25 protein-coding genes are annotated in these 25,253 nt (G+C 68.4%); 11 read left to right on the top strand and 14 right to left on the bottom strand.

The genetic code is table 11. The features are described from left to right. Positions 1-219: 219 nt before the first annotated feature. The 7 genes from ACFYPJ_RS02245 to crcB (ACFYPJ_RS02215) all read right to left on the bottom strand — a co-directional run bounded on the left by ACFYPJ_RS02245 (position 220) and on the right by crcB (ACFYPJ_RS02215) (position 5,271). The gene (locus ACFYPJ_RS02245) at positions 220-942 is read right to left on the bottom strand and encodes a DUF2637 domain-containing protein (RefSeq protein ID WP_389009083.1); all 723 of its coding nucleotides are present in this window, start codon (positions 940-942) and stop codon (positions 220-222) included. A gap of 24 nt (positions 943-966) precedes the next feature. Continuing rightward, positions 967-1,146, bottom strand: coding sequence for a hypothetical protein (locus ACFYPJ_RS02240; RefSeq protein ID WP_376525953.1), 180 nt, complete (start codon positions 1,144-1,146; stop codon positions 967-969). Between the two features lie 302 nt (positions 1,147-1,448). Further along, the gene (locus tag ACFYPJ_RS02235) at positions 1,449-2,003 is read right to left on the bottom strand and encodes a hypothetical protein (RefSeq protein WP_389009080.1); all 555 of its coding nucleotides are present in this window, start codon (positions 2,001-2,003) and stop codon (positions 1,449-1,451) included. Between the two features lie 241 nt (positions 2,004-2,244). Further along, positions 2,245-2,667, bottom strand: a complete 423-nt coding sequence (locus ACFYPJ_RS02230; protein WP_389010097.1) for a hypothetical protein — start codon at positions 2,665-2,667, stop codon at positions 2,245-2,247. A 401-nt stretch (positions 2,668-3,068) separates the two neighbouring features. After that, positions 3,069-4,232: an NAD-dependent formate dehydrogenase gene (locus ACFYPJ_RS02225; protein WP_389009077.1), complete on the bottom strand. Its 1,164-nt coding sequence runs from the start codon at positions 4,230-4,232 to the stop codon at positions 3,069-3,071. A gap of 227 nt (positions 4,233-4,459) precedes the next feature. Next, positions 4,460-4,834 carry a fluoride efflux transporter CrcB gene (gene crcB / locus ACFYPJ_RS02220; protein ID WP_389009074.1) on the bottom strand — a complete coding sequence of 125 codons (375 nt, stop codon included), beginning with the start codon at positions 4,832-4,834 and terminating at the stop codon, positions 4,460-4,462. An 8-nt stretch (positions 4,835-4,842) separates the two neighbouring features. Beyond that, positions 4,843-5,271: a fluoride efflux transporter CrcB gene (crcB, locus tag ACFYPJ_RS02215; RefSeq protein ID WP_389009071.1), complete on the bottom strand. Its 429-nt coding sequence runs from the start codon at positions 5,269-5,271 to the stop codon at positions 4,843-4,845. A 166-nt stretch (positions 5,272-5,437) separates the two neighbouring features. Here crcB (ACFYPJ_RS02215) and ACFYPJ_RS02210 point away from each other — a divergent pair, with 166 nt between their 5' ends. From ACFYPJ_RS02210 to ACFYPJ_RS02175, 8 genes are all read left to right on the top strand, one after another. Next, the gene (locus ACFYPJ_RS02210; protein WP_389009068.1) at positions 5,438-5,719 is read left to right on the top strand and encodes an FmdB family zinc ribbon protein; all 282 of its coding nucleotides are present in this window, start codon (positions 5,438-5,440) and stop codon (positions 5,717-5,719) included. Between the two features lie 114 nt (positions 5,720-5,833). Next, entirely contained in the window at positions 5,834-6,469 is a 636-nt protein-coding gene (locus ACFYPJ_RS02205) for an AmiS/UreI family transporter (protein WP_389009065.1), read from the top strand. A gap of 54 nt (positions 6,470-6,523) precedes the next feature. Then, positions 6,524-7,774 carry a formamidase gene (gene fmdA, locus ACFYPJ_RS02200; RefSeq protein ID WP_389009062.1) on the top strand — a complete coding sequence of 417 codons (1,251 nt, stop codon included), beginning with the start codon at positions 6,524-6,526 and terminating at the stop codon, positions 7,772-7,774. A gap of 300 nt (positions 7,775-8,074) precedes the next feature. After that, entirely contained in the window at positions 8,075-12,052 is a 3,978-nt protein-coding gene (locus ACFYPJ_RS02195; protein ID WP_389009059.1) for a CARDB domain-containing protein, read from the top strand. Positions 12,053-12,422: 370 nt separating this feature from the next. Continuing rightward, positions 12,423-12,752, top strand: coding sequence for a PadR family transcriptional regulator (locus ACFYPJ_RS02190; protein WP_389009056.1), 330 nt, complete (start codon positions 12,423-12,425; stop codon positions 12,750-12,752). A 2-nt stretch (positions 12,753-12,754) separates the two neighbouring features. Further along, positions 12,755-13,162 (top strand): DUF1048 domain-containing protein, encoded by a 408-nt coding sequence (locus tag ACFYPJ_RS02185; protein ID WP_389009054.1) that lies wholly within the window; start codon positions 12,755-12,757, stop codon positions 13,160-13,162. A 269-nt stretch (positions 13,163-13,431) separates the two neighbouring features. Then, on the top strand, positions 13,432-14,418 hold the full coding sequence (locus tag ACFYPJ_RS02180; RefSeq protein ID WP_389009051.1) for an ATP-binding cassette domain-containing protein: 987 nt from the start codon (positions 13,432-13,434) through the stop codon (positions 14,416-14,418). Further along, positions 14,415-15,203, top strand: coding sequence for an ABC transporter permease (locus ACFYPJ_RS02175; RefSeq protein WP_389009048.1), 789 nt, complete (start codon positions 14,415-14,417; stop codon positions 15,201-15,203). Before ACFYPJ_RS02180 ends, ACFYPJ_RS02175 begins: the two co-directional genes overlap by 4 nt. A gap of 312 nt (positions 15,204-15,515) precedes the next feature. On the opposite strand, the gene ACFYPJ_RS02170 is transcribed toward ACFYPJ_RS02175, so the two are convergent. Both ACFYPJ_RS02170 and ACFYPJ_RS02165 read right to left on the bottom strand, forming a co-directional pair. Further along, positions 15,516-16,073 (bottom strand): GNAT family N-acetyltransferase, encoded by a 558-nt coding sequence (locus ACFYPJ_RS02170; RefSeq protein ID WP_389009045.1) that lies wholly within the window; start codon positions 16,071-16,073, stop codon positions 15,516-15,518. Positions 16,074-16,227: 154 nt separating this feature from the next. Further along, positions 16,228-16,836 carry a hypothetical protein gene (locus ACFYPJ_RS02165; RefSeq protein ID WP_389009042.1) on the bottom strand — a complete coding sequence of 203 codons (609 nt, stop codon included), beginning with the start codon at positions 16,834-16,836 and terminating at the stop codon, positions 16,228-16,230. Between the two features lie 384 nt (positions 16,837-17,220). Here ACFYPJ_RS02165 and ACFYPJ_RS02160 point away from each other — a divergent pair, with 384 nt between their 5' ends. Both ACFYPJ_RS02160 and ACFYPJ_RS02155 read left to right on the top strand, forming a co-directional pair. Beyond that, positions 17,221-17,748, top strand: coding sequence for a hypothetical protein (locus ACFYPJ_RS02160; protein WP_389009039.1), 528 nt, complete (start codon positions 17,221-17,223; stop codon positions 17,746-17,748). 141 nt (positions 17,749-17,889) lie between these two features. Then, positions 17,890-18,645 (top strand): hypothetical protein, encoded by a 756-nt coding sequence (locus ACFYPJ_RS02155; RefSeq protein WP_389009036.1) that lies wholly within the window; start codon positions 17,890-17,892, stop codon positions 18,643-18,645. Between the two features lie 221 nt (positions 18,646-18,866). On the opposite strand, the gene ACFYPJ_RS02150 is transcribed toward ACFYPJ_RS02155, so the two are convergent. Then, positions 18,867-19,079 carry a zinc ribbon domain-containing protein gene (locus ACFYPJ_RS02150; protein WP_389010094.1) on the bottom strand — a complete coding sequence of 71 codons (213 nt, stop codon included), beginning with the start codon at positions 19,077-19,079 and terminating at the stop codon, positions 18,867-18,869. 329 nt (positions 19,080-19,408) lie between these two features. Here ACFYPJ_RS02150 and ACFYPJ_RS02145 point away from each other — a divergent pair, with 329 nt between their 5' ends. Further along, positions 19,409-20,317, top strand: a complete 909-nt coding sequence (locus ACFYPJ_RS02145) for a hypothetical protein (RefSeq protein WP_389009033.1) — start codon at positions 19,409-19,411, stop codon at positions 20,315-20,317. A gap of 481 nt (positions 20,318-20,798) precedes the next feature. On the opposite strand, the gene ACFYPJ_RS02140 is transcribed toward ACFYPJ_RS02145, so the two are convergent. From ACFYPJ_RS02140 to ACFYPJ_RS02125, 4 genes are all read right to left on the bottom strand, one after another. Beyond that, on the bottom strand, positions 20,799-21,215 hold the full coding sequence (locus ACFYPJ_RS02140) for a hypothetical protein (RefSeq protein WP_389009031.1): 417 nt from the start codon (positions 21,213-21,215) through the stop codon (positions 20,799-20,801). A 193-nt stretch (positions 21,216-21,408) separates the two neighbouring features. Further along, positions 21,409-21,561 (bottom strand): hypothetical protein, encoded by a 153-nt coding sequence (locus ACFYPJ_RS02135; RefSeq protein WP_389009028.1) that lies wholly within the window; start codon positions 21,559-21,561, stop codon positions 21,409-21,411. A gap of 47 nt (positions 21,562-21,608) precedes the next feature. Further along, positions 21,609-23,567: a TIGR03960 family B12-binding radical SAM protein gene (locus ACFYPJ_RS02130; RefSeq protein ID WP_389009025.1), complete on the bottom strand. Its 1,959-nt coding sequence runs from the start codon at positions 23,565-23,567 to the stop codon at positions 21,609-21,611. A gap of 100 nt (positions 23,568-23,667) precedes the next feature. Then, complete coding sequence (locus ACFYPJ_RS02125; RefSeq protein ID WP_389009022.1) at positions 23,668-25,182, bottom strand: CHAD domain-containing protein; 1,515 nt, start codon at positions 25,180-25,182, stop codon at positions 23,668-23,670. Between the last annotated feature and the right edge of the window lie 71 nt (positions 25,183-25,253).

The raw sequence follows: 25,253 nt of genomic DNA, 5'->3' as shown, positions 1-25,253 counted from the left end.
GCACCCGCGGCGGCGGAACGTCCTGCTCCTGAGGACGGCGTAGCGGGTCCGGGCGGTCCTGGGTGACATCCATGACGGGGTGGACGCGCGCCGGCCCGGGGTACGGGTGCGCCGGGCCTGCCGTATCCGGCGGGCCCGGCGCGTGCGACCTCGCGGTCAGGGGGTGCGGACTGCGCCGCGGATCGGGAGTCCGGGTCCCGTCCGCGGCCGGTCAGCCCTTCAGGTCTTGGAGTTGCGCTGCGCGTGTGCGCCGTGCCGGGGGCGGACCCGGGACGAGACCTGGCCGACCAGTTCCCAGAAGCACACCAGGGCGGTGATCGGCGGGATGCCGACCATCACGTACGACAGCAGCGACCGTGAGGAGTGGCTGACGCACAGCGCCACCGCCATCGCCGACGCGGCCAGGATGACCCCCCAGGACCGGCGTGCGCTGCGGCGCTGCACGGTCGCCCGCAGGATGGAGAGCGCCGCCACGAACCACGGCCCGTACACCGTGAGCGGCCACCACTGCGCCAGGTTGGTGGGCAGGACGGACAGGGCGATGGTGCGCAGTTGCCCGTAGGAGTAGGAGACGGACCAGCCCAGCATGGACGCGGCGCACAGCGAGATCGCCGCGATCAGGACGGTCACGTGGGTGACCCGCTGGCCGCCGTCCAGGAAATGGGACTCCGCGCGCAGTCGCCGCCGTCCGCTCCTGCGGGGCGGGCGCCGGCGCGCCGCCTCCGGCACGGGCGTCGCTGCGGACGCGGTGGACAGCATCTGGGCCAGTTCGTCGTCCAGGTCCCAGCCTTCGGCGGCGGCCTCCGGCGCAGCCGTCGGGTTCCAGCTCTGCTGCGGCGACAGGGACAGGGTGTCGTAGGCAGGCTGCGTGAGCGTGTCCGGGTCGGTTCTCAGGGCGTACTGCAAATGGTAGAGACCGGCCTCGTCGTAATTCCCGTCCATCCGATAATTCCTCCGCGCTCCCGCTCAGCACGTTCCGTCTAGGGCGCGCAGATAGTCGCTTTCCATTTTTCTGATCTTGTCCAGAAAATCATCGAGCAGGTCCGCGCAGTAGTTGGGTCCAGACCCCCCGCCGACCGACCCGCATTCGTCGATGCCCGACGGGTGGCTCATGGCTCCGCATCCCTCTTTCCAGATCACGGTCACTTAACGAGCACAACCGGGGGCCAGGTGTCCGACATTCGGGGGATTGAATCGCTCTCCCGGGGTATCCGGGCGCCTGATGACAACATTTAATGCACGACGGTATGACCGGGGCGAAGGTATGACCGGAACGGCCGCGGGACAAGCGGCCGCGACCGATGAACCGGGGTCCGCCCCCGCCGCGAGCAGGGGCGATCCGCGCCGACGCTCACGGCGGGGTGGGCGAGATCCTCGGTGGACGGGCCGCCGCCTGCGCGGTTCGTGTGCCGAGTCCCGTTGATGACCGTCCGCGCGGTCATTTTTCGTTAGTGGGCGGGCTGTGCCCTGCCGCCGTCGGAGAGCAACTCATCGAAAATCGCCCGGTAGTGCACCATGGCGTTGCGCAGTTGCTCGGTCGTCGCCTGCCGGGTGGTGCTGAGCTGTTCGATCTCGTGGGCGGAGCGATAGTGCTCCAGTGTGCCGCCGTGCTCGACCGAGAGGTCCCTCGTCTGCTGTTCGAAACCCTCGGTCGGATAGCCGCGCTCCTGCATCAGGGAGGTCACCAAGCGGTCCGCGTCGTGCACCGCGTCCCGCGGCCGGTCCACGAACTCCTCCTGGACTCCCTGCCATTCGCCCACGTAGCGGTCTCGGGCGGCGGCGGGCAGCGGTTTGATCTCCAGGGCGTCGTGGCGCTTCTCCCGCGCCCTGAGTTCACGCTCGCCGGCCATCCGGCCGCCCTCGCCCTCGACGGTCCGCTCGTACTCGGGGCCGAATCGCTCACGGAGACGGTTGCTCCGCGCCACGAGCGAGGCCGTCAGCGCGGCCAGCACGACGACCAGTACCGCCAGGACGACGATCGTCGCAAGGATGCCTGTCGACATCGGACGCACCTCCTTCGGAACGTGCTTCCGGAATCGGACACCCTCGGGTTCCCCCGCTGCATCCGGTCCAATCGTCCCGGCCGGAGAGCGCGAGATCCCGCACTGCGTGAATCTTCCGCGGCGGCCGGCAGGAAATGCGCGGGAAATGAGCAGTCGGCCGGCCGGAGAGCCCGGTTTTCACCCGGGCCCGGGAAATCGGCGAGCGGTCAGGGCCGCACGTCCGTGCGGCCCTGCCGTCGATTCAGAGCTTGCCGCCGATTTCGCACGCCTGGCACGGCGGACGGCCGCAGGTGCACTGCATGAGGGCCGCGACGACCCCGCGGTCGTGGTAAAGGCACTGGTCCTTGCAGGTGTGGCGCGGAATGAATCCGGCCTCGATCTCACCGGGCCACGGCTCGTGGCCGTCCCGGCAGCGGGCGAACCGCTCGGGGTCGGTCTCGTGCAGGTCGCTCATGCTCGACCGCGCCTCGTCCTCCAGCATCCGCACCCGCTCCACCAGGTCCTTCAGCTCGGTGGCGACGGAGGAGTAACGGTCGGCGCCGGTCCGCACATGGGCCGCCCGCAGCGCCATCGCCGCGTTGCCCAAGAATCGTCCGGCGTCCTGAAGGTCGGTCACGTGATGCAACTGAATGCCGTTCACGCCTCGTACCCATACGGCGTCCATACTGCTCACTGATCCACCTTCCCGATGTACACCCTGAATGGGGAGAGTTGGCATAGGACAGTTCGTGCGGTGCCGTAAGCCGGTCTCCGCCGTATACCTGTCGGCTGCATGCCTGTCCGCGATGTCTGTCCGCGGTACACGAAAATCAACGTACTTAAGGAAGCTAAAGGAATTCCCCGCCGCCGTCCAGGGGATTGTAGGTGAATCGGCTCACAGGTGCCATTGCCTGACCTGCGAGAGGAGTTCCGGATCATCTTTTATGGATCATCCTTCATGGATCTTCCTCAGGGATCTCCCCCGTGGATCTTCCGTTTGCTCTCCGGATCTTCCCTTTGGTCTCCACATCTTTCGTCCGGTCTTCTTGGCCTTCCGCCGTTTCTCCGGCCGCCGGGGCCTCTCCGTTATCCGGCCGCCGTGCAGGAACGCTCGCCCGCCCCGGCGAACCCGCCGCCGTCGACGATGAGGTACTCCGGCCGGATGGGGCGTCCGTCGAACCAGCACTCCAGGATCTCCCGGGCGCCGGCCGCGTAGCGGGCCTGGGCCGCGAGGGTCGAGCCGGCGACATGGGGCGTCATCGCCCCGTACGGCATGGAGCGCCAGGGGTGGTCGGGCGGCGGCGGCTGCGGATACCAGACGTCACCGGCGTATCCGGCCAGCCGGCCGCTGTTCAGCGCCCGCACCACGGCGTCCCGGTTGACGATCAGCCCGCGTGCCGTGTTGACGATGTACGCGCCCCGCTTCATGACACCGATCAGTGCGTCGTCGAAGAGGTTCAACGTCTGCGGATTCAGCGGTGTGTGGATCGACAGCACGTCGACCGAGGAGGCCAGCGACCGGACGTCGGGGTGCCACGTCAGCTCCATCTCCTCCTCGACCCCTGCGGGCAGCCGCTGCACGTCGTGGTAGTGCAGGTGGACGTCGAACGCCTTGAGGCGGCGCAGCACCGCCTGTCCGATCCGGCCGGCGCCGAGGACGCCGGCGTCCATGCCCTCGACGTCGTAGGCGCGCGCGACGCAGTCCGCGATGTTCCAGCCCCGCGCGGTGGCCGCCCACTCGTGGGCGGGCAGGAAGTTGTGCACCAGGCCGAGGACCAGCATCACGGCGTGCTCGGACACGCTGATGCTGTTGCTGTAGGCCACCTCCGTCACCGTCAGGCCGTGGGTGAGGGCACTCGGCAGGTCGACTTGGTCCGACCCGATTCCCGCGGTGATGGCGAGTTTGAGCCGGGGGGCCGAGGCGATCCGTTCGGGGGTGAGATATGCGGGCCAGCAGGGCTGGGAGATCACCACGTCGGTGTCGGGCAGTTCACGGTCCAGGACGGAGTCGGGGCCGTCCTTGTCACTGGTCACGACATAGGTGTCGCCGCGTTCCGCCAGGAACCGGCGCAGCCCGAGTTCGCCCGAGACGCAGCCGAGGAGCCGGCCCGGGGTGAAATCGATGGCGCGTGGCGTGGGCGCGGTCTGTCCGCTCGGATAGCGGGTGATGGCGGGAATGCCGTCGCGGGCGGAGGTGGGAGGGTAACCGCCCGTGGGATCCGGGTAGAGCACCGCAAGGATCTTCGCCATGGCCGTCCTCCATCGGTGAGGTCACTGCTGGGGACAAGCCGAGCCCGGCACCGATGTGATCTTTGGATTTTAGTCGAACGTGCAACAGAACGGCAATCCTCGAACAGTAATACTCGAATGGCATCCGCGAACGGCAATCCACGACGGAATACCGCCCCTGGTGCTGGCCGTCAGCGATTCCGGCCGGCGGACCGCTTGCTTCGGCCCCGCCTGCGAGGTGACGCCGGTTATCCGAAAACGGCTTGGGCGGCCGCCATGCCCACATAGACGGAGCCGAGCCCGGCGAGGATCGAGACGAGCACGTTGGCCGCCGCGTGAAATCGCGATCCGGCCTCGGCCAGTTGCAGCGTCTCCCACGAGAACGTGGAATACGTGGTGAGGGCTCCGCAGAAGCCGGTGCCCACGAGGAGTTGCACATTCTGCGAGGCCGCGGAAACCAGGACCGCCCCGGTCAGTCCGCCCAGGATCGCCGAGCCGATCATGTTGACGGTGAAGGTGCCCCACGGATACGAGGTGCCGTGGCGGGCCTGCACCGCCCGGTCGACCAGATACCGCATGGGGGCGCCGACGGCGCCGCCGAGCACGACGAGCAGGAACCTCATTTCCCCGGTCACCTCCTGGCCTGCACCGCGCGGCGGGTGACGGTCGCACCGATCCGCACCGCGGCCAGCGCGATGACCACGGTCGCCACCAGGTAGGCCAGGGCCAGGCCCACCCGGCCCTCGCGCACCAGGCGTTCGATGTCGACGCAGTACGTGGAGAAGGTCGTGAAACCGCCGAGGACCCCGGTGCCGAAGAACGGGCGCAGCAGCGGGTGCGCCGACCAGCCCTCGATGATCGCCGCCAGGAAGACGCCGATGACGAAACATCCGACCGCGTTGACGCCCAGCGTCGTCCAGGGGAAATCGGCGGCACCCGTCGGCCACAGCAGCGACGCCGCGTACCGGGCGCTGGCACCCGCCGAGCCGCCCACCGCGATGACGGCCAGTGCCTGCGCCTGTCCGCGGGGGGCGTCCCGGCGCTGACGAGCCTCTGCCACAGGTGACCTTTCCGGCGACTGAAGGGGTGCCGCCGGAAGTCCCGACTTCCGGCCGCTCCGCTTATGAATCGTACGGCACGGGCCGCCCGCGGCCGACCGTCCTGGACTTGACACACGGATTTACCGGACGTCTCCTGGAAGAGGGAAAAGCGTCCGGAGGCTGCTGATGGCAACCTACGAGTATCTATGCGGCCGGTGCGGTTCATTCGATGTGAAACTGCCCATCGGAACGGCGCCCAAGGATTACGGATGCCCTGTTTGCGCAGGTGCAGCGAGACGTATGTTCTCTTCCTCCGGCCTCTCAGGGACCTCGCACGCGGTCACTGCCCTCCACGCCCGTGAGGAACAGTCCCGTGAGGCCCCGGCGGTGGTTTCAGAGTTGCCGCCAGGTGTCAGGCCGGTGCGAAAGCGACCGCATCCCGCACTCTCCCGATTGCCGCGCCCCTGAGGGCGGTGATCGGCAAACAGCGCGTCCACGGCGTCCGTATCCGTGCACGGGCCCTGTTCCGGCGACGGTGCGACGCGATTCCGCTTTCCATGCGGACTTAGGAGGTGCGGCCCCGTGTCGAACGTGGGACTGCTCTTTGTCGGTGCGGTGCTGTTCATCAACGGGATGATGCTCCTCGGAAAGGTCGAGGCCAAGGCAGCAGCGATCTTCAACCTTTTCGTGGGTGCACTCCAGGTGCTGACGCCGACGTACCTCATCTTCGTTGCCGACAACGACCCCAAAAAGATACTGGCAGCGTCCGGCCTCTATCTGTTCGGGTTCACCTACCTCTATGTGGGAATCGGTCTCCTGGCCAACCTCGACACCACCGGGGTCGGCTATTACTCCCTCTTCGTGGCGATTGCCGCGCTAGGGTATTCGTTCGCCAATTTCCACCTCCTCAAGGATTACCCGTTCGGAGTCATCTGGCTCTACTGGGCATTTCTCTGGTTCCTGTTCTTCTTGCTGCTCGGCCTCAAGAGGGACAGGCTCACCACCTATACGGGCTGGGTCACGGCGATCGAGGGCTGGGTCACGGGCGTGATTCCCGCAGGTCTGCTGCTCTCCGGCTACTGGAAGCACCCCAACGAAACAGCCATCGCACTGGGAGCCTTCGCGGTGGTGGTGTTCGTGGCGCTGTGGCCGCTCACCCGGAAACCGCACCATCCGGCCCCCGCCGCTCCGGCGGCCGACCTGAGTGCACCCACGTGACCGACCAAAACGTGACCGGACCAAAAGTGGACAACAACTGATGAGGAAGCTGTCATGCCCGAAGTTGTTTTCAGAGTGGACCAGAGCAAATCCATGCGCGAACAGGACGTGCCGGGCCACAACAGGTGGCACCCGGACGTGCCGGTCGCCGTCATGGTGAAGCCAGGATCGGAGTTCCGCGTCGAGTGCCGTGACTGGACCGACTGCCAGGTCGGCAACAACGACTCCGCCAACGACGTACGCGACATCGACCTGACCGTGCCCCACATGCTCAGCGGCCCGATAGGCGTGGAGGGTGCCGAACCCGGTGACCTGCTCATCGTCGACATCCTCGACCTCGGCCCCGTGCCGCAGCAGACCGGGGACGCGGCGGGCCAGGGCTGGGGCTACACCGGCATCTTCGCCAAGGCCAACGGCGGAGGCTTCCTGACCGACTACTTCCCCGACGCCTACAAGGCCGTCTGGGACTTCCACGGCCAGCAGGCCGTCTCCCGCCACCTGCCCGGGATCCGCTTCACCGGCATCACCCACCCCGGGCTGTTCGGCACCGCTCCGTCCGCCGAGATGCTCGCCAGCTGGAACGCCCGCGAGAAGGCGCTGATTGACACGGATCCGAACCGGGTCCCGCCGCTCGCCGTCCCGCCGGACGCCAGCAACGCGCTTGCCGGCACCGCCACCGGAGATATCGCACGGCGCATCGCCGAGGAGGGGGCGCGCACCGTGCCGGCCCGCGAGAACGGCGGCAACCACGACATCAAGAACTGGACGCGCGGTTCACGGGTCTTCTTCCCCGTGCACGTCAAGAACGCCAAGCTCTCCGGCGGTGACCTGCACTTCAGCCAGGGCGACGGAGAGATCACGTTCTGCGGCGCCATCGAGATGGGCGGCTTCATCGACTTCCACGTCGACCTGATCAAGGGCGGCATGGAGAAGTACGGCATCTCCACCAACCCCGTGTTCCTGCCGGGCAACGTCGAGCCGCGGTACTCGGAGTTCCTCACCTTCGTAGGGATCTCCGTCGACCACGACACGGACACGAACTACTACCTGGACGCGACGCTGGCCTACCGCCGGGCCTGCCTGAACGCCGTCGAGTACCTGAAGAGGTTCGGCTACAGCGGCGAGCAGGCATACCTGCTGATCGGCGCCGCCCCCGTCGAGGGACGCATCAGCGGCATCGTGGACATCCCGAACGCCTGCTGCTCGCTGTACCTGCCCACGGCCATGTTCGACTTCGACATCCGTCCGGTCGCGGCGGGTCCGACGAAGGCGGACCGCGGTGAGTGCGCGGTGACCAGCACCTGACCATCCCCATCCCCGTCCCGACGGCCCCGCGGCAGCGTCCGCGGGGCCGTCGCCGTTGTCCTGCCGGTCACGCTGCCGCCGCGGACGGCAGCGTGACCGGCAGCGCGACCGGCAGCGCGACCGCCTGAAGGGCCGCCCGCCCCAGGATCTCTGTCATGGGCATGGACGAACATCCTCCCCTCTGCAAAGCTTCAACAAGCTCACGCAAATTACGTGCAGAGAAACGCTTCTCACGATCATCCTCGCGCAACTTCCTGACATAGCCATGGACCTCACTCATTTCTGCAGACGAGGAGCACGATGAGCAGCAAGCGCTTCAGATGGCGCCCGCTCGCCATGACACTGGCGGGCGGCCTCCTGGCGGTCGGCGGACCGGCCCTGCCCGCCCTGGCGGCGGGCTCCCCCGAGCTCGCGACCGGCACCGCGGTCGCGGCGAGCAGCACCCGCGGCCACCCGGCGGCCGCGCTCGACGACGGCGATGAGGCGGCGGCGCACCGAGCCGCCGCCGGCAGCGGCGACCTGGCCCGCGGCAAACGGCTGACGGCCAGCAGCTCCGCCACCGGGCACACCGCCTCCGGTGCCGCCGACGCCGACCGCAACAGCTACTGGCAGAACGGCAAAACGGACTTGGCGCCGTGGATCCAGGCCGACCTCGGCGCCGCCGTACCCGTCAACCGGCTGGTGCTGAAGCTGCCGCCCGGCTTCGACGCCCAGCAGCAGACCCTGAAGGTGCAGGGCAGCACCGACGGCAGGCACCACACCGATCTGGTCGACCCGGCCGAGTACCGGTTCAGCCCCGGCCGGGGCAACGAGGCGACGATCAGCTTCGACACCACGACCACCCGGTATCTGCGCCTCACTGTGACCGGCGTGTCGAAAAAGACCGGCGCCCGGCTGGGCGAGTTCGAGGTGTACGGACCGGCGACCGGCGACACCGCCCCGCCGTCGGCCCCCCGCTCCCTGAAGCTGTCCCGGCCCGAGACCGGCAAGGTCGCGCTCGCCTGGAAGCCCGCGCGTGACAACAAGAAGGTCACCGGCTACGACGTCTACCTCGGCGGCACCCTGCGCACCACGGTCGCCGGGAACGTGACCTCGTACACCGACCTCCAGCCGCTCGACACCACCCTCGCGTACCGCGTCACGGCCCGGGACGCGGCCGGGAACCAGTCGGCGGCGAGCAACACCGTGACCCGCAAGGCGGCCAAGGGCGACACCCAGGCCCCCACCCAGCCCACCGGACTCACCTCCGTCACCGCGAAGTCCGGCGCCGTCGACCTCAGCTGGCAGAAGTCGGCCGACGACAAGAAGGTCACCGGCTACGACGTCTACGCGAACAACAAGCTGCGCAGGAGTGTGTCCGGCGACGTCACCTCCGTCACCGACCGGCAGCCGGCCGGCGCCACGGTCACCTACCAGGTGCGCGCCAAGGACGCGGCGGGCAACACCTCGCCGCCGAGCGCCAAGTCGGTCAGCGCCGGCGACGGCATCCTGGCGAGCAACCTCGCGGTGGGCAAACCGGTGGTGGAGTCCGGGCACGTCCACACCTTCGTCGGCACCAATGCCGTCGACAACAACGTGGGCACCTACTGGGAGGGCGCCAGTGGCGTCTGGCCCAGCACGCTCACCGTCAAGCTCGGCGCCAACGCCGACGTCAGCCAGGTCGTCCTCAAGCTCAACCCGGACCCGGTCTGGGGCGCGCGGACGCAGAACATCCAGATCCTCGGGCGGGAGCAGAACGCGACCGCCTACACCAACCTGGTGTCGGCCGCGAACTACGCCTTCGACCCGGGCACCGGCAACACCGTCACCATCCCGGTGACCGCGCGGACCGCCGACGTCCAGGTGCGCATCAACAGCAACACCGGCGCTCCCGGCGGCCAGATCGGCGAACTGCAGGTCATCGGCGACCCGGCGCCCAACCCGGACCTCACGGTCACCGGCCTCACCGCCGCCCCCGCCGCCCCGGTGGAGACCGACGCCGTCAGCCTCACCGCGCGGGTCGCCAACAGCGGCAGCGCCGCCTCCCCGGCGAGCAACGTCAACTTCTACCTGGGCACCACCAAGGTGGGCACCGCGAACGTCGGCGCACTCGCCGCGGGCGCGGCCACCGACGTGACCGCCTCCATCGGCACCCGGGACGCGGGTTCATACCAGCTGACCGCGAAGGTCGACGAGGCGAACTCGGTCGTCGAGATCAACGACACCAACAACTCCTTCACCGCCTCCTCCCCGCTGGTGGTCCGCCCGGTCGACAGCGCCGACCTGGTCGCCTCACCGGTCGGCTGGTCCCCGGACAACCCCTCGGCCGGCAACAACGTGGGCTTCAGCGTCGCCATCAAGAACCAGGGCACCATCGCCTCGGCGGGCGGCGCACACACCGTCACGCTGACGCTGCTCAACGAGAGCGGCGGCACGGTCCGCACCCTGACCGGCGCCTACAACGGGGCCATCGCCGCCGGGGCCACCACCGGCCCGATCGCGCTCGGCTCCTGGACGGCCGTGAACGGCAAGTACACGGTCCGCACGGTGATCGCCGACGACACCAACGAGCTGCCGGTCAAACGCACCAACAACACCAGCAACAAGCCGCTGTTCGTGGGGCGCGGCGCCAACATGCCGTTCACCTCGTACGAGGCGGAGGACGGCACGGTCGGCGGCGGTGCCCAGGTCGTCGGGCCCAACCGGACCATCGGCGACCTCGCGGGCGAGGCGTCCGGCCGCCGGGCGGTCACCCTCAACAGCACCGGCAACTACGTCGAGTGGACCACCAAAGCGCCCACCAACACGCTGGTCACCCGGTTCTCCATCCCCGACTCCGCGGGCGGCGGCGGCATCGACGCCACCCTCAACATCTACGTCAACGGCACCTTCGCCAAGGCGATCAACCTGACCTCGAAGTACTCGTGGCTGTACGGCGCCGAGGCGAGCCCGGGCAACTCACCCGGCTCGGGCCCCGCGCGGCACATCTACGACGAGGCCAACGTGATGCTCGACTCGACGGTCCCGGCGGGCGCGAAGATCAGGCTGCAGAAGGACGCGGTCAACACCTCGCAGTACGCGATCGACTTCATCAACACCGAGCAGGCCGCCCAGATCGCCAACCCCGATCCGGCCGCCTACGTCACACCGGCCGGCTTCACCCAGCAGGACGTGCAGACCGCCCTGGACACGGTGCGGATGGACACCACCGGCAAACTGGCCGGCGTCTACCTGCCGCCGGGCGACTACCAGACGAGCAGCAAGTTCACCGTCTACCTCAAGCCCGTCAAGGTGGTCGGCGCCGGGCCCTGGTACACCCGGTTCTACTCCCCCGCCGCGCAGAGCAACACGGACGTGGGCTTCCGCGTGACGGACACGGCGAACGGCTCGACGTTCGCGGGCTTCGCCTACTTCGGCAACTACAACTCCCGCAACGACGGTCCCGGCAAGGTGTTCGACGCGAGCGGAATCAGCAACCTGACGATCGACAACGTCTGGGTCGAGCACCAGATGTGCCTGTACTGGGGTGCCAACACCGACAACGTCACGATCAAGAACAGCCGGATCCGTGACGTGTTCGCCGACGGCGTCAACATGACGAACGGGTCGCAGAACAACCTCGTCCAGAACAACGAGGCGCGGTCCACCGGGGACGACAGCTTCGCGCTGTTCGCCGCCACCGACAACGGCGGCGGCAACAACACCGGCAACGTCTACGAGAACCTGACGTCGACGCTGACCTGGCGCGCGGCCGGCATCGCCGTCTACGGCGGTGAGAACAACGTGTTCCGCAACCTGTACATCGCGGACACGCTGGTCTACTCCGCCGTCACCATCAGCTCCCTCGACTTCGGCTACCCGATGAACGGCTTCGGCCCGGGTCAGACCAAGATCGAGAACGCTTCCCTGGTCAGATCGGGCGGCCATTTCTGGGGCAACCAGACCTTCGGTGCCATCTGGATGTTCTCGGCCTCGAAGACGTACACGGCGATCCGGGTGACCGACGTGGACATCGTCGATCCCACGTACAGCGGGATCATGTTCCAGACGAACTACGTGGGCGGCCAGCCGCAGAACCCGGTCCAGGACACGGTCCTCACCGATGTGTCGATCACGGGTGCGCAAAAGAGCGGCGACGCCTACGACGCCAAGTCCGGCTTCGGGATCTGGGCCAACGAACTGCCCGAACCCGGCCAGGGCCCGGCGGTCGGCACGGCGACCTTCACCGGTCTCCGGCTGGAGAACAACGCGGTGGACATGCGCAACACCACGTCGACGTTCACGGTCAACGTTCAGTAGACGTACGGCGGTTGCGCTGACTGATGTGACGGTTCGGTCCTGCACGAGGCGCCGCGCCCGGGATTCCGGGCGCGGCGTCGTGCGTTTCCGGGCGAGGGGTCGCACGGTTGCGGGCGAGGAGCGGGGGATTGCGCACGAGGAGCCGGGGATTGCGCGCGAGGCGACGGGCGGGTGCGGCCGGAGCCTGGGGCGCGCTGGTCCGGACGGAGCCTCAGGCGCGCGGGTGCAGTGCGCGCACCCCGCCCGCACCCCGCCTCCGTCCCGTCGGCGGAGCCGGATCTCAGGTCGCAGGTATTCAGTGTTGCCAAGTACCGGTACTCAGTAATACTCTATACCAGTAGTCAACGACGATGAGTAGATGAGGGAGGCCATGAGCAAGCAGGCAACGGAGATGCTCAAAGGAACCCTGGAGGGCATCGTCCTGGCGATCCTGTCCAACCGGCCGGCCTACGGCTACGAGATCACTGCGTGGCTGCGAGAGCAGGGCTTCACCAGCATCGCGGAGGGCACCGTCTACGCCTTGCTGGTCAGGGTGGAGCAGCGCGGCCTGGTCGACGTGGAGAAGGTTCCGTCGGAGAAGGGACCGCCGCGCAAGGTGTACTCCCTGAACGCTCAGGGGCGGGAATACCTCGACGAGTTCTGGAGGACGTGGAGCTTCCTCGCAGAACGTCTGGAACAGCTCCACGAAGGAGGAAAGTGACCATGTCGGAAGCAGAAGAGGGCGGCTTCATCTCGAAGGTGATCGGCCCGAAGCGGCGGTGGCGGGCGTACAAGGCGCGCGTCAAGGAGCTCCCCGAGAACTACCGTACGGCGGTCGATGCGATCGAGCGGTACCTGATGCACTTCGTGCCGGCGGACGGCGACAGCGCGACGGCGTCGTTCGAGGATCTGGCGGATCTGTTCGAGCAGGCCGCAGCCGACGGCACGTCGATCCGCGAGATCGTCGGCGACGACCCGGTGGAGTTCGTCGAGACGTTCGCCCAGAACTACACGAAGGGCGGATACGTCCCCGACCGGGCGCGGGAGCGGCTGGTCAAGGCGATCGAACGCGCCGCGGGAGAAGACGACGGAACGGACGGGACGGACGGGACGGACGGGACGGCCCGCTGACCGCGGCGAGAACAGCGTTCCGCGCGTGACACCGCCACGACGCCGGACGCCCCTGCCCCCGTGACCCCGGCGCCGAGCCGCCGTACCGACCACGGGCAGGCCGGCGTCCGGCGGCCCGGCCGCCCGTCCGACACCGTCGGCGCACCCCGCACCCGGGTCCGACCACCCCGTGGAACCGTCCGCAACACACCCGCTCCCCCTCGCTTGCTCCCCCCACTCCCCCAGTCACCTCGGCCTTCGAATGGGAGGGCTCCATGCCTTCATCTGTCATGCCCACATCCAAGCTGGATGACGGTCTCACGTCACCGGCCGCCGTCTCCACCGTCGCTCTGCGTAAGTCGTACGGCGACAAGACCGTCCTGGACGGCATCGATCTGCACATCCCGGCCGGGTCCGTATTCGCACTGCTCGGACCCAACGGCGCCGGCAAGACCACCGCCGTCAAGATCCTCTCCACCCTCATCACCGCCGACAGCGGCCAGGCCCAGATCGCAGGCCACGACCTCACCACCGCCCCACAAGCCGTACGAGCAGCGATCGGCGTCACCGGACAGTTCTCCGCCGTCGACGGCCTGATCACCGGCGAGGAGAACATGCTCCTCATGGCCGACCTCCACCACCTCCCGAAGGCCGAGGGACGCCGGATCGCCGCCGACCTCCTCGAACGATTCGACCTGGTGGAAGCCGCGAAAAAACCCGCCTCCACCTACTCCGGCGGCATGAAACGACGCCTCGACCTCGCCATGACCCTCGTCGGCAACCCCCGCATCATCTTCCTCGACGAACCCACCACCGGCCTCGACCCACGCTCCCGCCACAACATGTGGCAGATCATCCGCGAACTCGTCACCGACGGCGCCACCGTCTTCCTCACCACCCAGTACCTCGACGAAGCCGACGAACTCGCCGACCGCATCGCCGTACTGAACCACGGCAAGATCGCCGCCGAAGGCACCGCCGACGAACTCAAACGCCTCATCCCCGGCGGCCACATACGACTCCGCTTCACCCACCCCACCGCCTACGAACACGCCACCCGACAACTCCACGAAACCACCCACTACGACGAAACCCTGACCCTCCAGATCCCCAGCGACGGCAGCCAACGCGACCTGCGCACCATCCTCGACCGGCTCGACACAGCCGGCATCGAAGCCGACGAACTGACCGTCCACACCCCCGACCTCGACGACGTGTTCTTCGCCCTCACCAGCACCACCACCCTCCCCAACCAGCCCAAGGAGAACACCCGATGAACACGCTCGCCCTCGCCGCCCGCGACTCCCACACCATGCTGCGCCGCAACCTGCTCCACGCATGGCGCTACCCGTCCGGCACCCTGAACCTGCTGCTCACGCCGATCATGCTGCTGCTGCTGTTCGTCTACATCTTCGGCGACGTGATGAGCGCGGGCATCGGCGGCGGCGCGGACCGCTCCGAGTACATCGCCTACATCGTCCCCGGCATCCTGATGATGACCATCGGCAGCACCGTGATCGGGGCGGCGGTGTACATCTCCATGGACATGAACGAGGGCCTCATCGCCCGCTTCCGTACGATGGCCGTCTACCGCGGCTCCATGATCATCGGGCATGTCGTCGGCAGCGTGCTCCAGTCCCTCATCAGCGTGATCCTCGTCGGCGCCGTCGGCGTGGCCATCGGCTTCCGGTCCACGGACGCCACGGTCCTGGAGTGGCTGGCGGCGTTCGGGCTGCTCGCGCTGTTCGCCCTGGCGCTCACCTGGATCGCGGTCGGGATGGGCATGGCCAGCCCCAACCCCGAGGCGGCCAGCAACATGGCCATGCCGCTGATCCTGCTGCCGCTCATCTCAAGCGCCTTCATCCCGGCCGACACGATGCCGGGCTGGTTCCAGCCGATCGCCGAGTACCAGCCGTTCACCCCCGCCATCGAAACCCTCCGCGGACTGCTCCTCGGCACCCACATCGGCAACAACGGCTGGATCGCCATCGCCTGGTGCATCGGCCTGATGGCCCTCGGCTACCGCTGGTCGACGGCGCAGTTCAACCGCGACGCGAAATGAGTGCCCGGGCTGCCTCCGGCAGCTCGTCCCACTCCAGGGCGGCGTACCCCGACGCCGCGTCGGCGTGCGCCGCCCGGCGGCGTCCCGGGCCCGCCCGACCGGAGCCGCGGCCCTCATCCACTCGGCCTCCCGTGGCGAATCGCCTTGAACTCCCCTGACGACCTGCGCCGTTCGGCTGACGCGGACAACTGCACGGCGACCGCGCCCCGCCGACATGACCCGCCATGACGAGCCCGCACCATGCTGCTGGGGCACGCACGCCGCGAGCGCCGCCGGACCCCAACCAGTGCAGCACACACGCCGGCACGCTGATCAAAGGCGGCTCATCGAGTGCAGTGGGGCGAATTCAGCGGCGAGCAGTCCCAGAACGACGAGATCGTGGTGCCGGCCGGCCAGGAACACGCGGTCGCGGAGCCGTCCTTCCTCGACGAAACCGAGCCGACGATGAAGCGCCAGGGACGCCTCGTTGTACGCGAAGATCCGCGCTTCGCACTTGTGATAGCGCCGTTCGGCGAACATGAAGCGCAGCAGCAACACGACGGCCTCCGCCGCATAGCCTTTGCGCCGGTGCTCGGCGCCCAGCGTGACGCCGTACTCGAACCAGCCGGCACGCGGGTCGGCGTGGTACACACCGACAGCGCCGACGATCTCCTGAGTGTCGACGGCTTCGACCGCCAAGCGGAAGCAGTCGCCGTCCGGCCCGGCAACGGCCTGCTCCTTCGTCCACGCACGGAAGCCCTCCGCGGAACGCGGCGGGTGCAACAGGTCTCCCGTCCGCTCCTCGTCCACGGCGAAGCGCATGAACGCGGTCCAGTCCTCGGGCTCGATACCGCGCAGGCGAACCCGTTCGCCGCTCCAGAACGATGTCATCCCCCATTGGACCTCATCGGATCAAGCAGCGACACGTCCGGGGGGGCGGCGGAGGAGCGGGTGTGATTCAAGTCGATGGTGCAGCCGCATGCAACGGCGGCTGCCCGCAGCCCCCGCTCGGGGCCGCAGGCATGCGAGGCGCGCGGAGGGTGGGTCAGGCTCCCGACTGGACCGGGCCGATGAGGGTACCGGCGGCGACGCTGAGCGAGCCCTCGACGGTGGACTCACCCGGAATCACTCCGTCCGGAGTCTTGAGGGTGAAGGTCACCTGGTCGGCCGGGGTGCCGTCGGCCTGGTTGGGGACCTGGATGTCGAAGTGAACCGGGTGCCCAGGGCCGAAATTGACCACCTCGTCCTGCGGGCCGTACGTGCCGGCGGTGATCCCGTCGTCAGAACCCTGGCTGGAGAACTTCACGTCGGTCGGCGACCCGGCCAACTGGCAGGGGTCGTACCCGGGCGCCGCGGTCAGGGTGACCTGGAAGTGGCTGTGACCCGCGGAGGCAGGTCCCTCGGCGACCTTGGTGGTGTAGTTCGCCGGACGGCACGCGGAGGGAGCACCACCGCCGCCCGCCGGCGAGGTGTTGGTGGCCCCGCCGCTGCCCCCCGCGGTGCTGTTGGAGGAGGAGCCGCCGCCCGAGGCGTTGGAGGCGGTGCCAGTGACGGTCGCGGCACCGGTGGCGGCACCGTTGCAGGCGGTGAGGAGAGCCATCAGGGCGGCGGCGCTCGTCAGGGCAACGGCACTCTTGCGAGGACGGAGGTTCATGCGGCGGTTCGACATGGGGTTCCCCAATGGGTGTGTTCCGGTCTTCGGCGTCCGGCTCTCTGTCGGACACTCCATGTGATGTGGCCCCGAGCGGCGAAGTTCGGAGATCACTGTCACGAGCCCGTCCCGGGTACGTCACGTCTGTCACGAGGAGTGTCACGGAACCGGGCCGCCCTTCGATGCGGAGGCGGGGAGTGACGAACAGCCCGGTCGGTGACGTTCCCGGGCGGGGACGTTCTTGCGGCGGAGGCAGCCCGCACGGCCGAGGCGGGTGTCTCCGGCATGAAGGCGAGGGCCACCGCCGCGGGCTCTCATCCCTATCACCCACAGCTGCCATGCCCCGGGATACACTGCTCGGCTCTACCCTGACTGGAGGTCACCTGAGTGTTCCCCGCACGGGTACTTGCCGGTGCTCCGTTGGCTCTGGCGATTTTCGCCCTGTCCGGCTGCTCTTCCCTCTGGGGCTGCACCGACACGACTGCGGAGCGCGGTGAGGCCGGTGTCAGGGTGCAGGTCGAGGACACGTCCGGGCGGTCTATCGGCGTCACGGCCGTAGTCGTTGACTGGCGCCTTGAGCCCCATCCACAGGTGCCCTCCAGGGGTGACCAGGTCCACTTCCGCTACCGCTTCGACGGCGCCGACGAGAGCTCCGGCCCTGCGGTGGACGCCTGCGCGGTCGATGAGGAGCGCGTGGCGTTGGGATGTCGAACGGTCTCCTCCTCCCAGGCGTTCGGGCCGGACGGTGACCTCACGGGCGACGACTGGCTCGCTGTCCCGCACCCGGAGCAGGTTGCCGGAGTGCTGCTGATACCCAATGACCAGTCCCACGACAGACGAACCTGCGAGCAGGACATCAAGGACGGCGGCGGGTCTCATCCTCCGGAACCAGTCGGCATGGGGGACCATCTGTAGGCCGCAGCCGGCTGCGGCGTGGCCGAAGCTCGCCCTGGCATGCCCCTTCACATCCAGTGTTGAACCGTTCCGCCCTCGGCTCCCGTTGCGGACATTGCAGGTCCATATGAAAACGGAGCCACCGGACAGGAGAATCAAGCCATGGCGGGATATCTGAATGGCGGCCAGGGGGACGGGAGGCCGAAGTCGACCGGCTTCCGGGAACGCCTCAGGAGAATCTTTAGCGGAGGCAAGGAAAATTACGTGATGGCGGCCGTCCCAGGCCCGGAGGAAGTAACGCAGACCGTCCCGAACCCGAAGAAAGCGACGCCGGCCTGGCTGCACCCCAAGGAAGTGCAGCGGGCCTTCCAGAACCCGGAGAAAGTAACGCAGACCGCCCCGAACCCGAGGGAAGCGACGCCGGCCTTCCAGAACCCGGAGGAAGCGATACAGGCCTTCCTGAACCCGAAGAAAGCGACGCCGGCCTTCCTGCACCCCAAGGAAGTGCAGCGGGCCTTCCAGAACCCCGAGAAAGTAACGCAAGCCTCCCTAAGCTCGGAGGAAGTGACACAGACCGCCCCAGGCCCGGAGGAAGTGAAGCCGACCTTCCTGAGCCCAGAAGAGGTTCAGAAGATGGAGGAGCTCGCTGAGCAGCAGGCTGGCCCGTCACCGCGTAGCAGCACAGGCGGTCAGTGGTGGAACGAAAGGGAGGCTGCCGCCAAGGCCGAGGTTGCCGCCTATGCTCAAAGCACCCTGCCGGTTTCATACCAGCTTAAGACCCGGAGCGCCCACGGGGCCTCGATGAGCCCGGATCCCGGTCAGGAGAACCGCACGGCTCGGGTCGTCAGCTCTCCGGCCGCAGCGAGGCCGCTCCACGGCGGCCCCCAGAGCGCGCAAAGCGGGAAGAGGGCGCGCTGATCTTCCAGCCGATCTGTTGAAGGACTCGGCGTCGGCTGCCTGATGGGGGAAGTGGAGGCCCTGGCCCCGGTTCGGTCAGGGCCTCAGGTTGGACGAGCCTCGAAGGTTTCGACGTGGCCCCTGGCCTGAAGTCCAGGGATTTTGGCCTGGGTCGTCCGAGCCTTCCAGGGGCTTCCTGCTTCACCGCGCTGTGCGGGCACGAGTGCCCGTCTTACCGGCGCTCAACAGGCGTTCGGCGTCTCCGCCCGTCCGGCGGCGACTATACGGCGTCCTTCGAAGAGGACATTGCGGGCTGCGCTGTGGTCGCGGTCGTGTACCGTGCCGCACTCACCACACACCCCCTCACGGACGCGGAGAGGCTTCGGGCCGTCCCGGAATCCGCAGGCCGGACAGACGTGAGAGGAAGGGAAGGCCCGGTCCGTACCGGCTTCGATGGAGGCTCTAGTTCTTGACTGTGCCCGGGGATTTCTTGTCGGCCAGGTGAGAGTTGGCTTCGTATTCTGCGGGCGGGACGTGGCCTATTTGAGAATCTCGTTTGCCCGCCTCAGCCCGGCGACTTCCCTCTTCACTGCCTCGACCTGGGCTGATTGGGCCTGTTAGGCCGTAAGGCGCACCACGCAAGGCCAAAAGATGCAATTAGGGATGAAGTGTGTGATGTCGTTCGTCACGTCGGGCATTTTTCGTTCGCCCTCCCGTCTGCGGCGCCGCATCACCCCATCCTGTTGGCCGGACCTCCGCGGCGGGCGACTTCAAAAGGAGTGACATGCTCACACGTGAGCCCCTTGCCCGGATCGCCCAGGTGCTCTGCATGGGCACCGCCGCCGCACTCGCCCCCATCGCGGTGGCCGCCCCTGCCTCGGCCGCGGTGCTGCCCGTGGCGTGCAGCGAGGCCGCCTTGCAGAGCGCCATCAACACCGCCAACAGCACCCCTGGCAGCGACACGCTCAACTTGGCGCCCCGCTGCACCTACCGGCTGACCTCCGAATTGCCCGCCATCACTTCGCCGATCCGCATCAACGGCAACGGCGACACGATCACCCGTGCGGCGGGAACGTTCCGCATCTTCACCGTCAACGGTGGCGACCTCACCTTGGTAGAGGCCACCCTCACCAACGGCGACGCCACAGGCAGCTCGGTCCAGAACGGCGCCGGCGGCGCAGTCGTCGTCACCGGCAACGGCTCCCTGACCCTTCTCGGTGACCTGATCGCGAGAAACCACGCCAACTTCGGCGGCGGCATCAGCGTCTTCGGTGGCTCCCGGGCACAGGTCAACGGGAGTGCCTTCACGGGCAACACGGCCGCGGTGAACGGCGGCGCCATCGCCAGCGACGGCCAGACAACCGTCAACGCCAGCAACCTCAGCGGGAACACGGCAGGCAACGTGGGCGGCGCCATCGCCAACACCGGAACGCTGACGGTCAACGCCAGCACCATCCTCAACAACACCGCGCCGAACGGCGGCGGCGGTCTCGCCAACGGGGTGACCGCCCAGCCAGGCGGAACCTCCACCGTGACCGCCAGCGTCATCAGCGGCAACTCAGCCAGCGGTGCGAACCCCGGCGGCATCTACAACAACCAGGGCACCGTGACCCTGCGTCTCACCGTGGTCATCCGCAACAGCCCGAGCAACTGCCTCAACAGCCCGAGTCCGGTCCCCGGTTGCCGCAACTGACCCCCGGCGCCCGTAGCCGGCTGCCGTCGTGCGGTCCGGTGTGTGCCCGACATTGCTCTCGGGATCCGTCGTGATAGCGATGCCACCGTGAGTCCAAATCCCACTGCCTCAGCCCTGCGCAGTGGGAACGGTCTCTGACCTGTGGCTTGAGTTCCAGTGGTCGTCGCGACACTCCAGTTGGCCGGGGAGTGCCCGTCCACGGTCAGGTCGACCCACGGATGGGAGCTCCCCGCAGCCACCGCGTGCCCGCGGTCGGCGACGGTGCCCCGTACGGCGGCCACCTCATCCTCGCTCGCCCCCCGCCAGGACCGCAGCCACCCGCTCCAGCGCTGCACTCACGCCAGCATGCGTCTCAGCTGGTCGGACCCGACTTCTTGACCGACAACGGCAGCAACTTCTTGCCCGTGGGCCCGATTTGGATATGAGAGTCCATCTGCGGGCGGGGCACCCCACCCAAACCCGGATGGCTAGCGCTGGAAGGTCAGCCGAGGGCGACGCCAGGAATGAAGGCCACGAGCCCGGACAGGAAGCTACCGATCGCGGCCAGCGTGACGAGTGTGGCTTTGCCGTCCGAGAACAGGCCGGAGCAGAACTCACGCAGTTGACGCCGAACAAGCAACATCTTGAGTTTTTGCCAGCGATGCTGGCGGATGTGGCAGCCCATGAGAAGACCGGTCGCGTTGTTGCGGCAACCGTCGTCGCGTCCCCTGACCGGAGCCCCACATGTCACCGGAGCTTGAAAGAAGGACCAGAGGAGCACGGCGGCAGACAGAACGGCGATCACCCCCGGGCCCGCTGCTCTGTTGATCCATGCGGCGATGAGCAGAGCGCCGGCCAGGACGCCCCACCACTGCCCCAGACCGCCGAACCAACCGCTTCTCGCCCCCGAAGTCGCCATGTCTGTAATCGTGGCGAGAGCCCCGGCGGATCATTCCTTCAGCCAGCGGTACGACCGAAAACGTGCCCCCGGAAGGCTGAGGCTCGACAGTGACGGATCGGCCCAGTGAAAGTCTGTCCATGCGTCGACCCGCGGAAGCGGCTGCCCGACAGCCCGAGCGGCCACAGACGGCCGCCTCAAAGGCACAAGTCCCTCAGATCCACTCCACCTCGGACTGGATACCCGGCGTGTCCCCAGGCGACGGCAGCGGTGTTTTCAGCACTTCCTGTACCTTCCGCTGCCGCTCCACGGTCACGCCGAGCGCGCCCAGTACCGCAGCCGCCTCTTCCTCTGTGACATCCGCCACAGCCTCAGCGATACGCCGTAACGCCTCACTCACCCCGGCCGCCCGTTTCAGCTGGTCGGAGGCTTCTTCACCGACAACGGCAGCAACTTCTTCCCGCTGTCACTCAGTTGTGGCCATGTGTCGAACTGCGGACAAACCCCACAGTCAAAACAAGGCGTCCACCGGCAGTCGTCGACCTCTGTTTCGTCGAGGGCGTCCTGCCAGTCCTCCCAGAGCCAGTCCTTGTCCAGGCCCGAGTCCAGGTGGTCCCAGGGGAGGACCTCCTCGTAGGTGCGCTCACGGGTCGTGTACCAGTCGACGTCGACGCCGAAGGGGACGAGGGCCTTGTCGGCGCAGGCCATCCAGCGGTCGTAGGAGAAGTGCTCGCGCCAGCCGTCGAAGCGGCCGCCGTCCTCGTAGACCGCGCGGATCACCGCGCCGATGCGGCGGTCGCCGCGGGAGAGCAGGCCCTCGACGATGCCGGGCTTGCCGTCGTGGTACCGGAAGCCGATGGAGCGGCCGTACTTCTTGTCGCCGCGGATCTTGTCCCGCAGTTTCTCCAGGCGGGCGTCGGTCTGCTCGGCGGAGAGCTGGGGTGCCCACTGGAAGGGGGTGTGCGGCTTGGGGACGAAGCCGCCGATGGAGACCGTGCAGCGGATGTCGTTGGCGCCGGAGACCTCGCGGCCCTTCTGGATGACGTGGGCCGCCATGTCGGCGATCTGCAGGACGTCCTCGTCGGTCTCCGTCGGCAGGCCGCACATGAAGTACAGCTTCACCTGGCGCCAGCCGTTGCCGTACGCGGTGGCGACCGTGCGGATGAGGTCGTCCTCCGAGACCATCTTGTTGATGACCTTGCGGATGCGTTCCGAGCCGCCTTCCGGGGCGAAGGTCAGGCCCGAGCGGCGGCCGTTGCGGGTCAGTTCGTTCGCCAGGTCGATGTTGAAGGCGTCCACGCGGGTGGAGGGGAGGGACAGGCCGATCTTGTCGTCCTCGTAGCGGTCGGCGAGGCCCCGGGCGATGTCGCCGATCTCCGAGTGGTCGGCCGACGACAGCGACAGCAGGCCGACCTCCTCGAAGCCCGTCGCCTTCAGGCCCTTGTCGACCATGTCGCCGATGCCGGTGATGGAACGCTCGCGGACCGGGCGGGTGATCATGCCGGCCTGGCAGAAGCGGCAGCCGCGGGTGCAGCCGCGGAAGATCTCGACCGACATGCGCTCGTGGACCGTCTCGGCGAGCGGGACCAGGGGCTGCTTGGGGTAGGGCCATTCGTCGAGGTCCATGACCGTGTGCTTGGCCACCCGCCAGGGGACGCCCGACTTGTTGGGGACCACGCGGGCGATACGGCCGTCGGCGAGGTATTCGACGTCGTAGAACGCCGGGACGTACACCCCACCCGTCTTCGCGAGGCGGAAGAGGACCTCCTCGCGGCCGCCGGGGCGGCCCTCCGCCTTCCACTCGCGGATGATCCGGGTCATGTCGAGCACGGCCTGCTCGCCGTCGCCGATGACGGCGGCGTCGATGAAGTCGGCGATCGGCTCCGGGTTGAAGGCCGCGTGGCCGCCGGCCAGGACGATCGGGTCGTCGACGGTGCGCTCGCGCGCCTGGAGCGGGATACCCGCGAGGTCCAGGGCCGCGAGCATGTTCGTGTAGCCCAGCTCGGTGGAGAAGGAGAGGCCGAACACGTCGAAGGCGCGGACGGGGCGGTGGCTGTCCACGGTGAACTGCGGCACACCGTGCTCGCGCATCAGCGCCTCCAGGTCCGGCCACACGCTGTAGGTGCGCTCGGCGAGGACGCCCTGCTGCTCGTTGAGGACCTCGTAGAGGATCATGACGCCCTGGTTGGGCAGGCCGACCTCGTACGCGTCCGGGTACATGAGCGCCCAGCGGACGTCGCAGGACTCCCACGGCTTGACCGTGGAGTTGAGTTCTCCGCCGACGTACTGGATCGGTTTCTGCACGTGCGGGAGCAGAGCTTCGAGCTGCGGGAACACAGACTCGGCGACCTGAGCGGCGGCTTCGGCAGGCATCTCGCGGGACCTTTGTGAGCTGACTGGGGGCACCCCCGGCCGGCGGCTGGGGGACGGGTGACCATCCAGCCTAACCCGCTCGGGGGCCTGCCCCGTACGCTCAGCCGAGCGCGGGCGTCCGGACCTCCTGCCAGGCCCCGGGCAGCTCGGCCTCGACCGCCGCGGCCTGCTGCTCCTCACGTCCGTACAGCACTCCGTAGGTGAAGGTGTTCTCCCCCGCGGCGTGCGCCTCGGCGGACAGCTCGCGCAGGGCCTCGCGGGCCATGACGCTGTCCTGGTGGTCGCCGAGCAGGGTCTGCAGGGCTTTCATGGCCTTGGTGAGGCCGGCGGCCGGGTCGCCGAGGGCCGGGGTGGCCGCCTCCGCCGCGTACCGGGTGCGCTTGGACTTCTTGCGGGCCTCGTGCAGCGCCACGTCGCGGTCGTGGCCGGGCGGCAGGCCGATCGCCTGCTCGATCAGCGCCGAGACCTTGGCAAAGTCCTTCCGTACGGCCTTGGCGATCACCTTCTTCGGTTTGCCTGCGGCGGCCGGGAGCAGCGGCGGGTCGCTGACGAGGGCGTCGAGGGTGCCGAGCAGGGTCAGATAGCGCTCGGAGTCGAGGACGCCGGTGAGCCGGCGGCGCGATCCGCCGCGGCGGGCCTGCGCCCAGCTGCGCAGCCGGGTGCGGACGGGGCCGGAGACCAGGGTGCGGGGCAGTTCGCCGAGGGCGGCGGTGATGCGTTCGGTGAGTACTTCGCGGTCGCGGTCGACGCCGAGTTCGGCGGCGAGCCACTTCAGCTCGTCGCCGACGGGGTCGGTGACGGTGCGGTCCAGGACCGTGCCGTAGGAGCGGAAGGCGCTGCGCATGCGGCGGGTGGCGACGCGCATGCGGTGGACGGAGTCGAATTCGTCGCGGCGTACGGCCGGGTCCAGCTCGATGATCGCGCCGCGCTGGGTGCGGACGTAGGCGAGGACGTGGTCACCGGCGGTGACGGGCTCGGCGGGTGCGGGCGGCGGTGCGCGGTGGCCGTCCGTGTCCGGCGGGGCGGTGGCGGCGAGAGCGCGGGCCAGTTTGGAGGGGACGGCGGACGGTCGGACGCCCGCCTTGCGCAGGCGTTTGTCGACCTTGTCGAGGAAGCGGGGGTCCACTCCTTCGGCGAGTTCCGCCTCGATCTCGGTCCACCGGGCGGTGCCGCCGTCGCCGGTGAGCCGTTCGGCCGTCACGGTGTCGACGCTGACCTCGGCGAGCAGTTTGCCGTCGGCGCCGACGAGGTGGCGCAGGTCGCGGGCGGAGCGCAGCCGGATGACGGGGACCAGGGCGGCGTCGCGGATCCGGGAGCGGGTCAGCGCGCTGAGGGCGCGCGGTACGTGGTCCGAGAGCGGGGCGTGGATCTCGTCGCGGACGTCGGGGCCGACCGGGAGTTTGAGGTGCCAGCCGGCGTCGGTGCCGCCGGTGCGGCGGCGCAGGGTGACGGCGTGGGCGGCCAGGCGCTCGTCGGCGGTGTCGTAGTAGGTGGCGTCCAGGTGTACGACGCCCAGGTCCAGGACGTCCGCCACCCCGGCGATGCCGGTCAGGTCGGGCAGGCCACTCTCGTCGGATTCGTACTTGCGCTCGATCTCGCGCTTCGTATCCGCCATGCATTGAATGTAGTGGCAGCCGGGACGTGAGGGCAGGGCCGACGTGAGGTGAATGGCGGGAAGACTCCCGC

Origin of the sequence: Streptomyces sp. NPDC006012 (assembly GCF_042871185.1) — a bacterium.
Classification (GTDB): Bacteria; Actinomycetota; Actinomycetes; order Streptomycetales; family Streptomycetaceae; genus Streptomyces.
The sequence above is the reverse complement of the archived record's forward strand: the minus strand, read 5'-3'. Positions and strand labels throughout refer to the sequence as shown.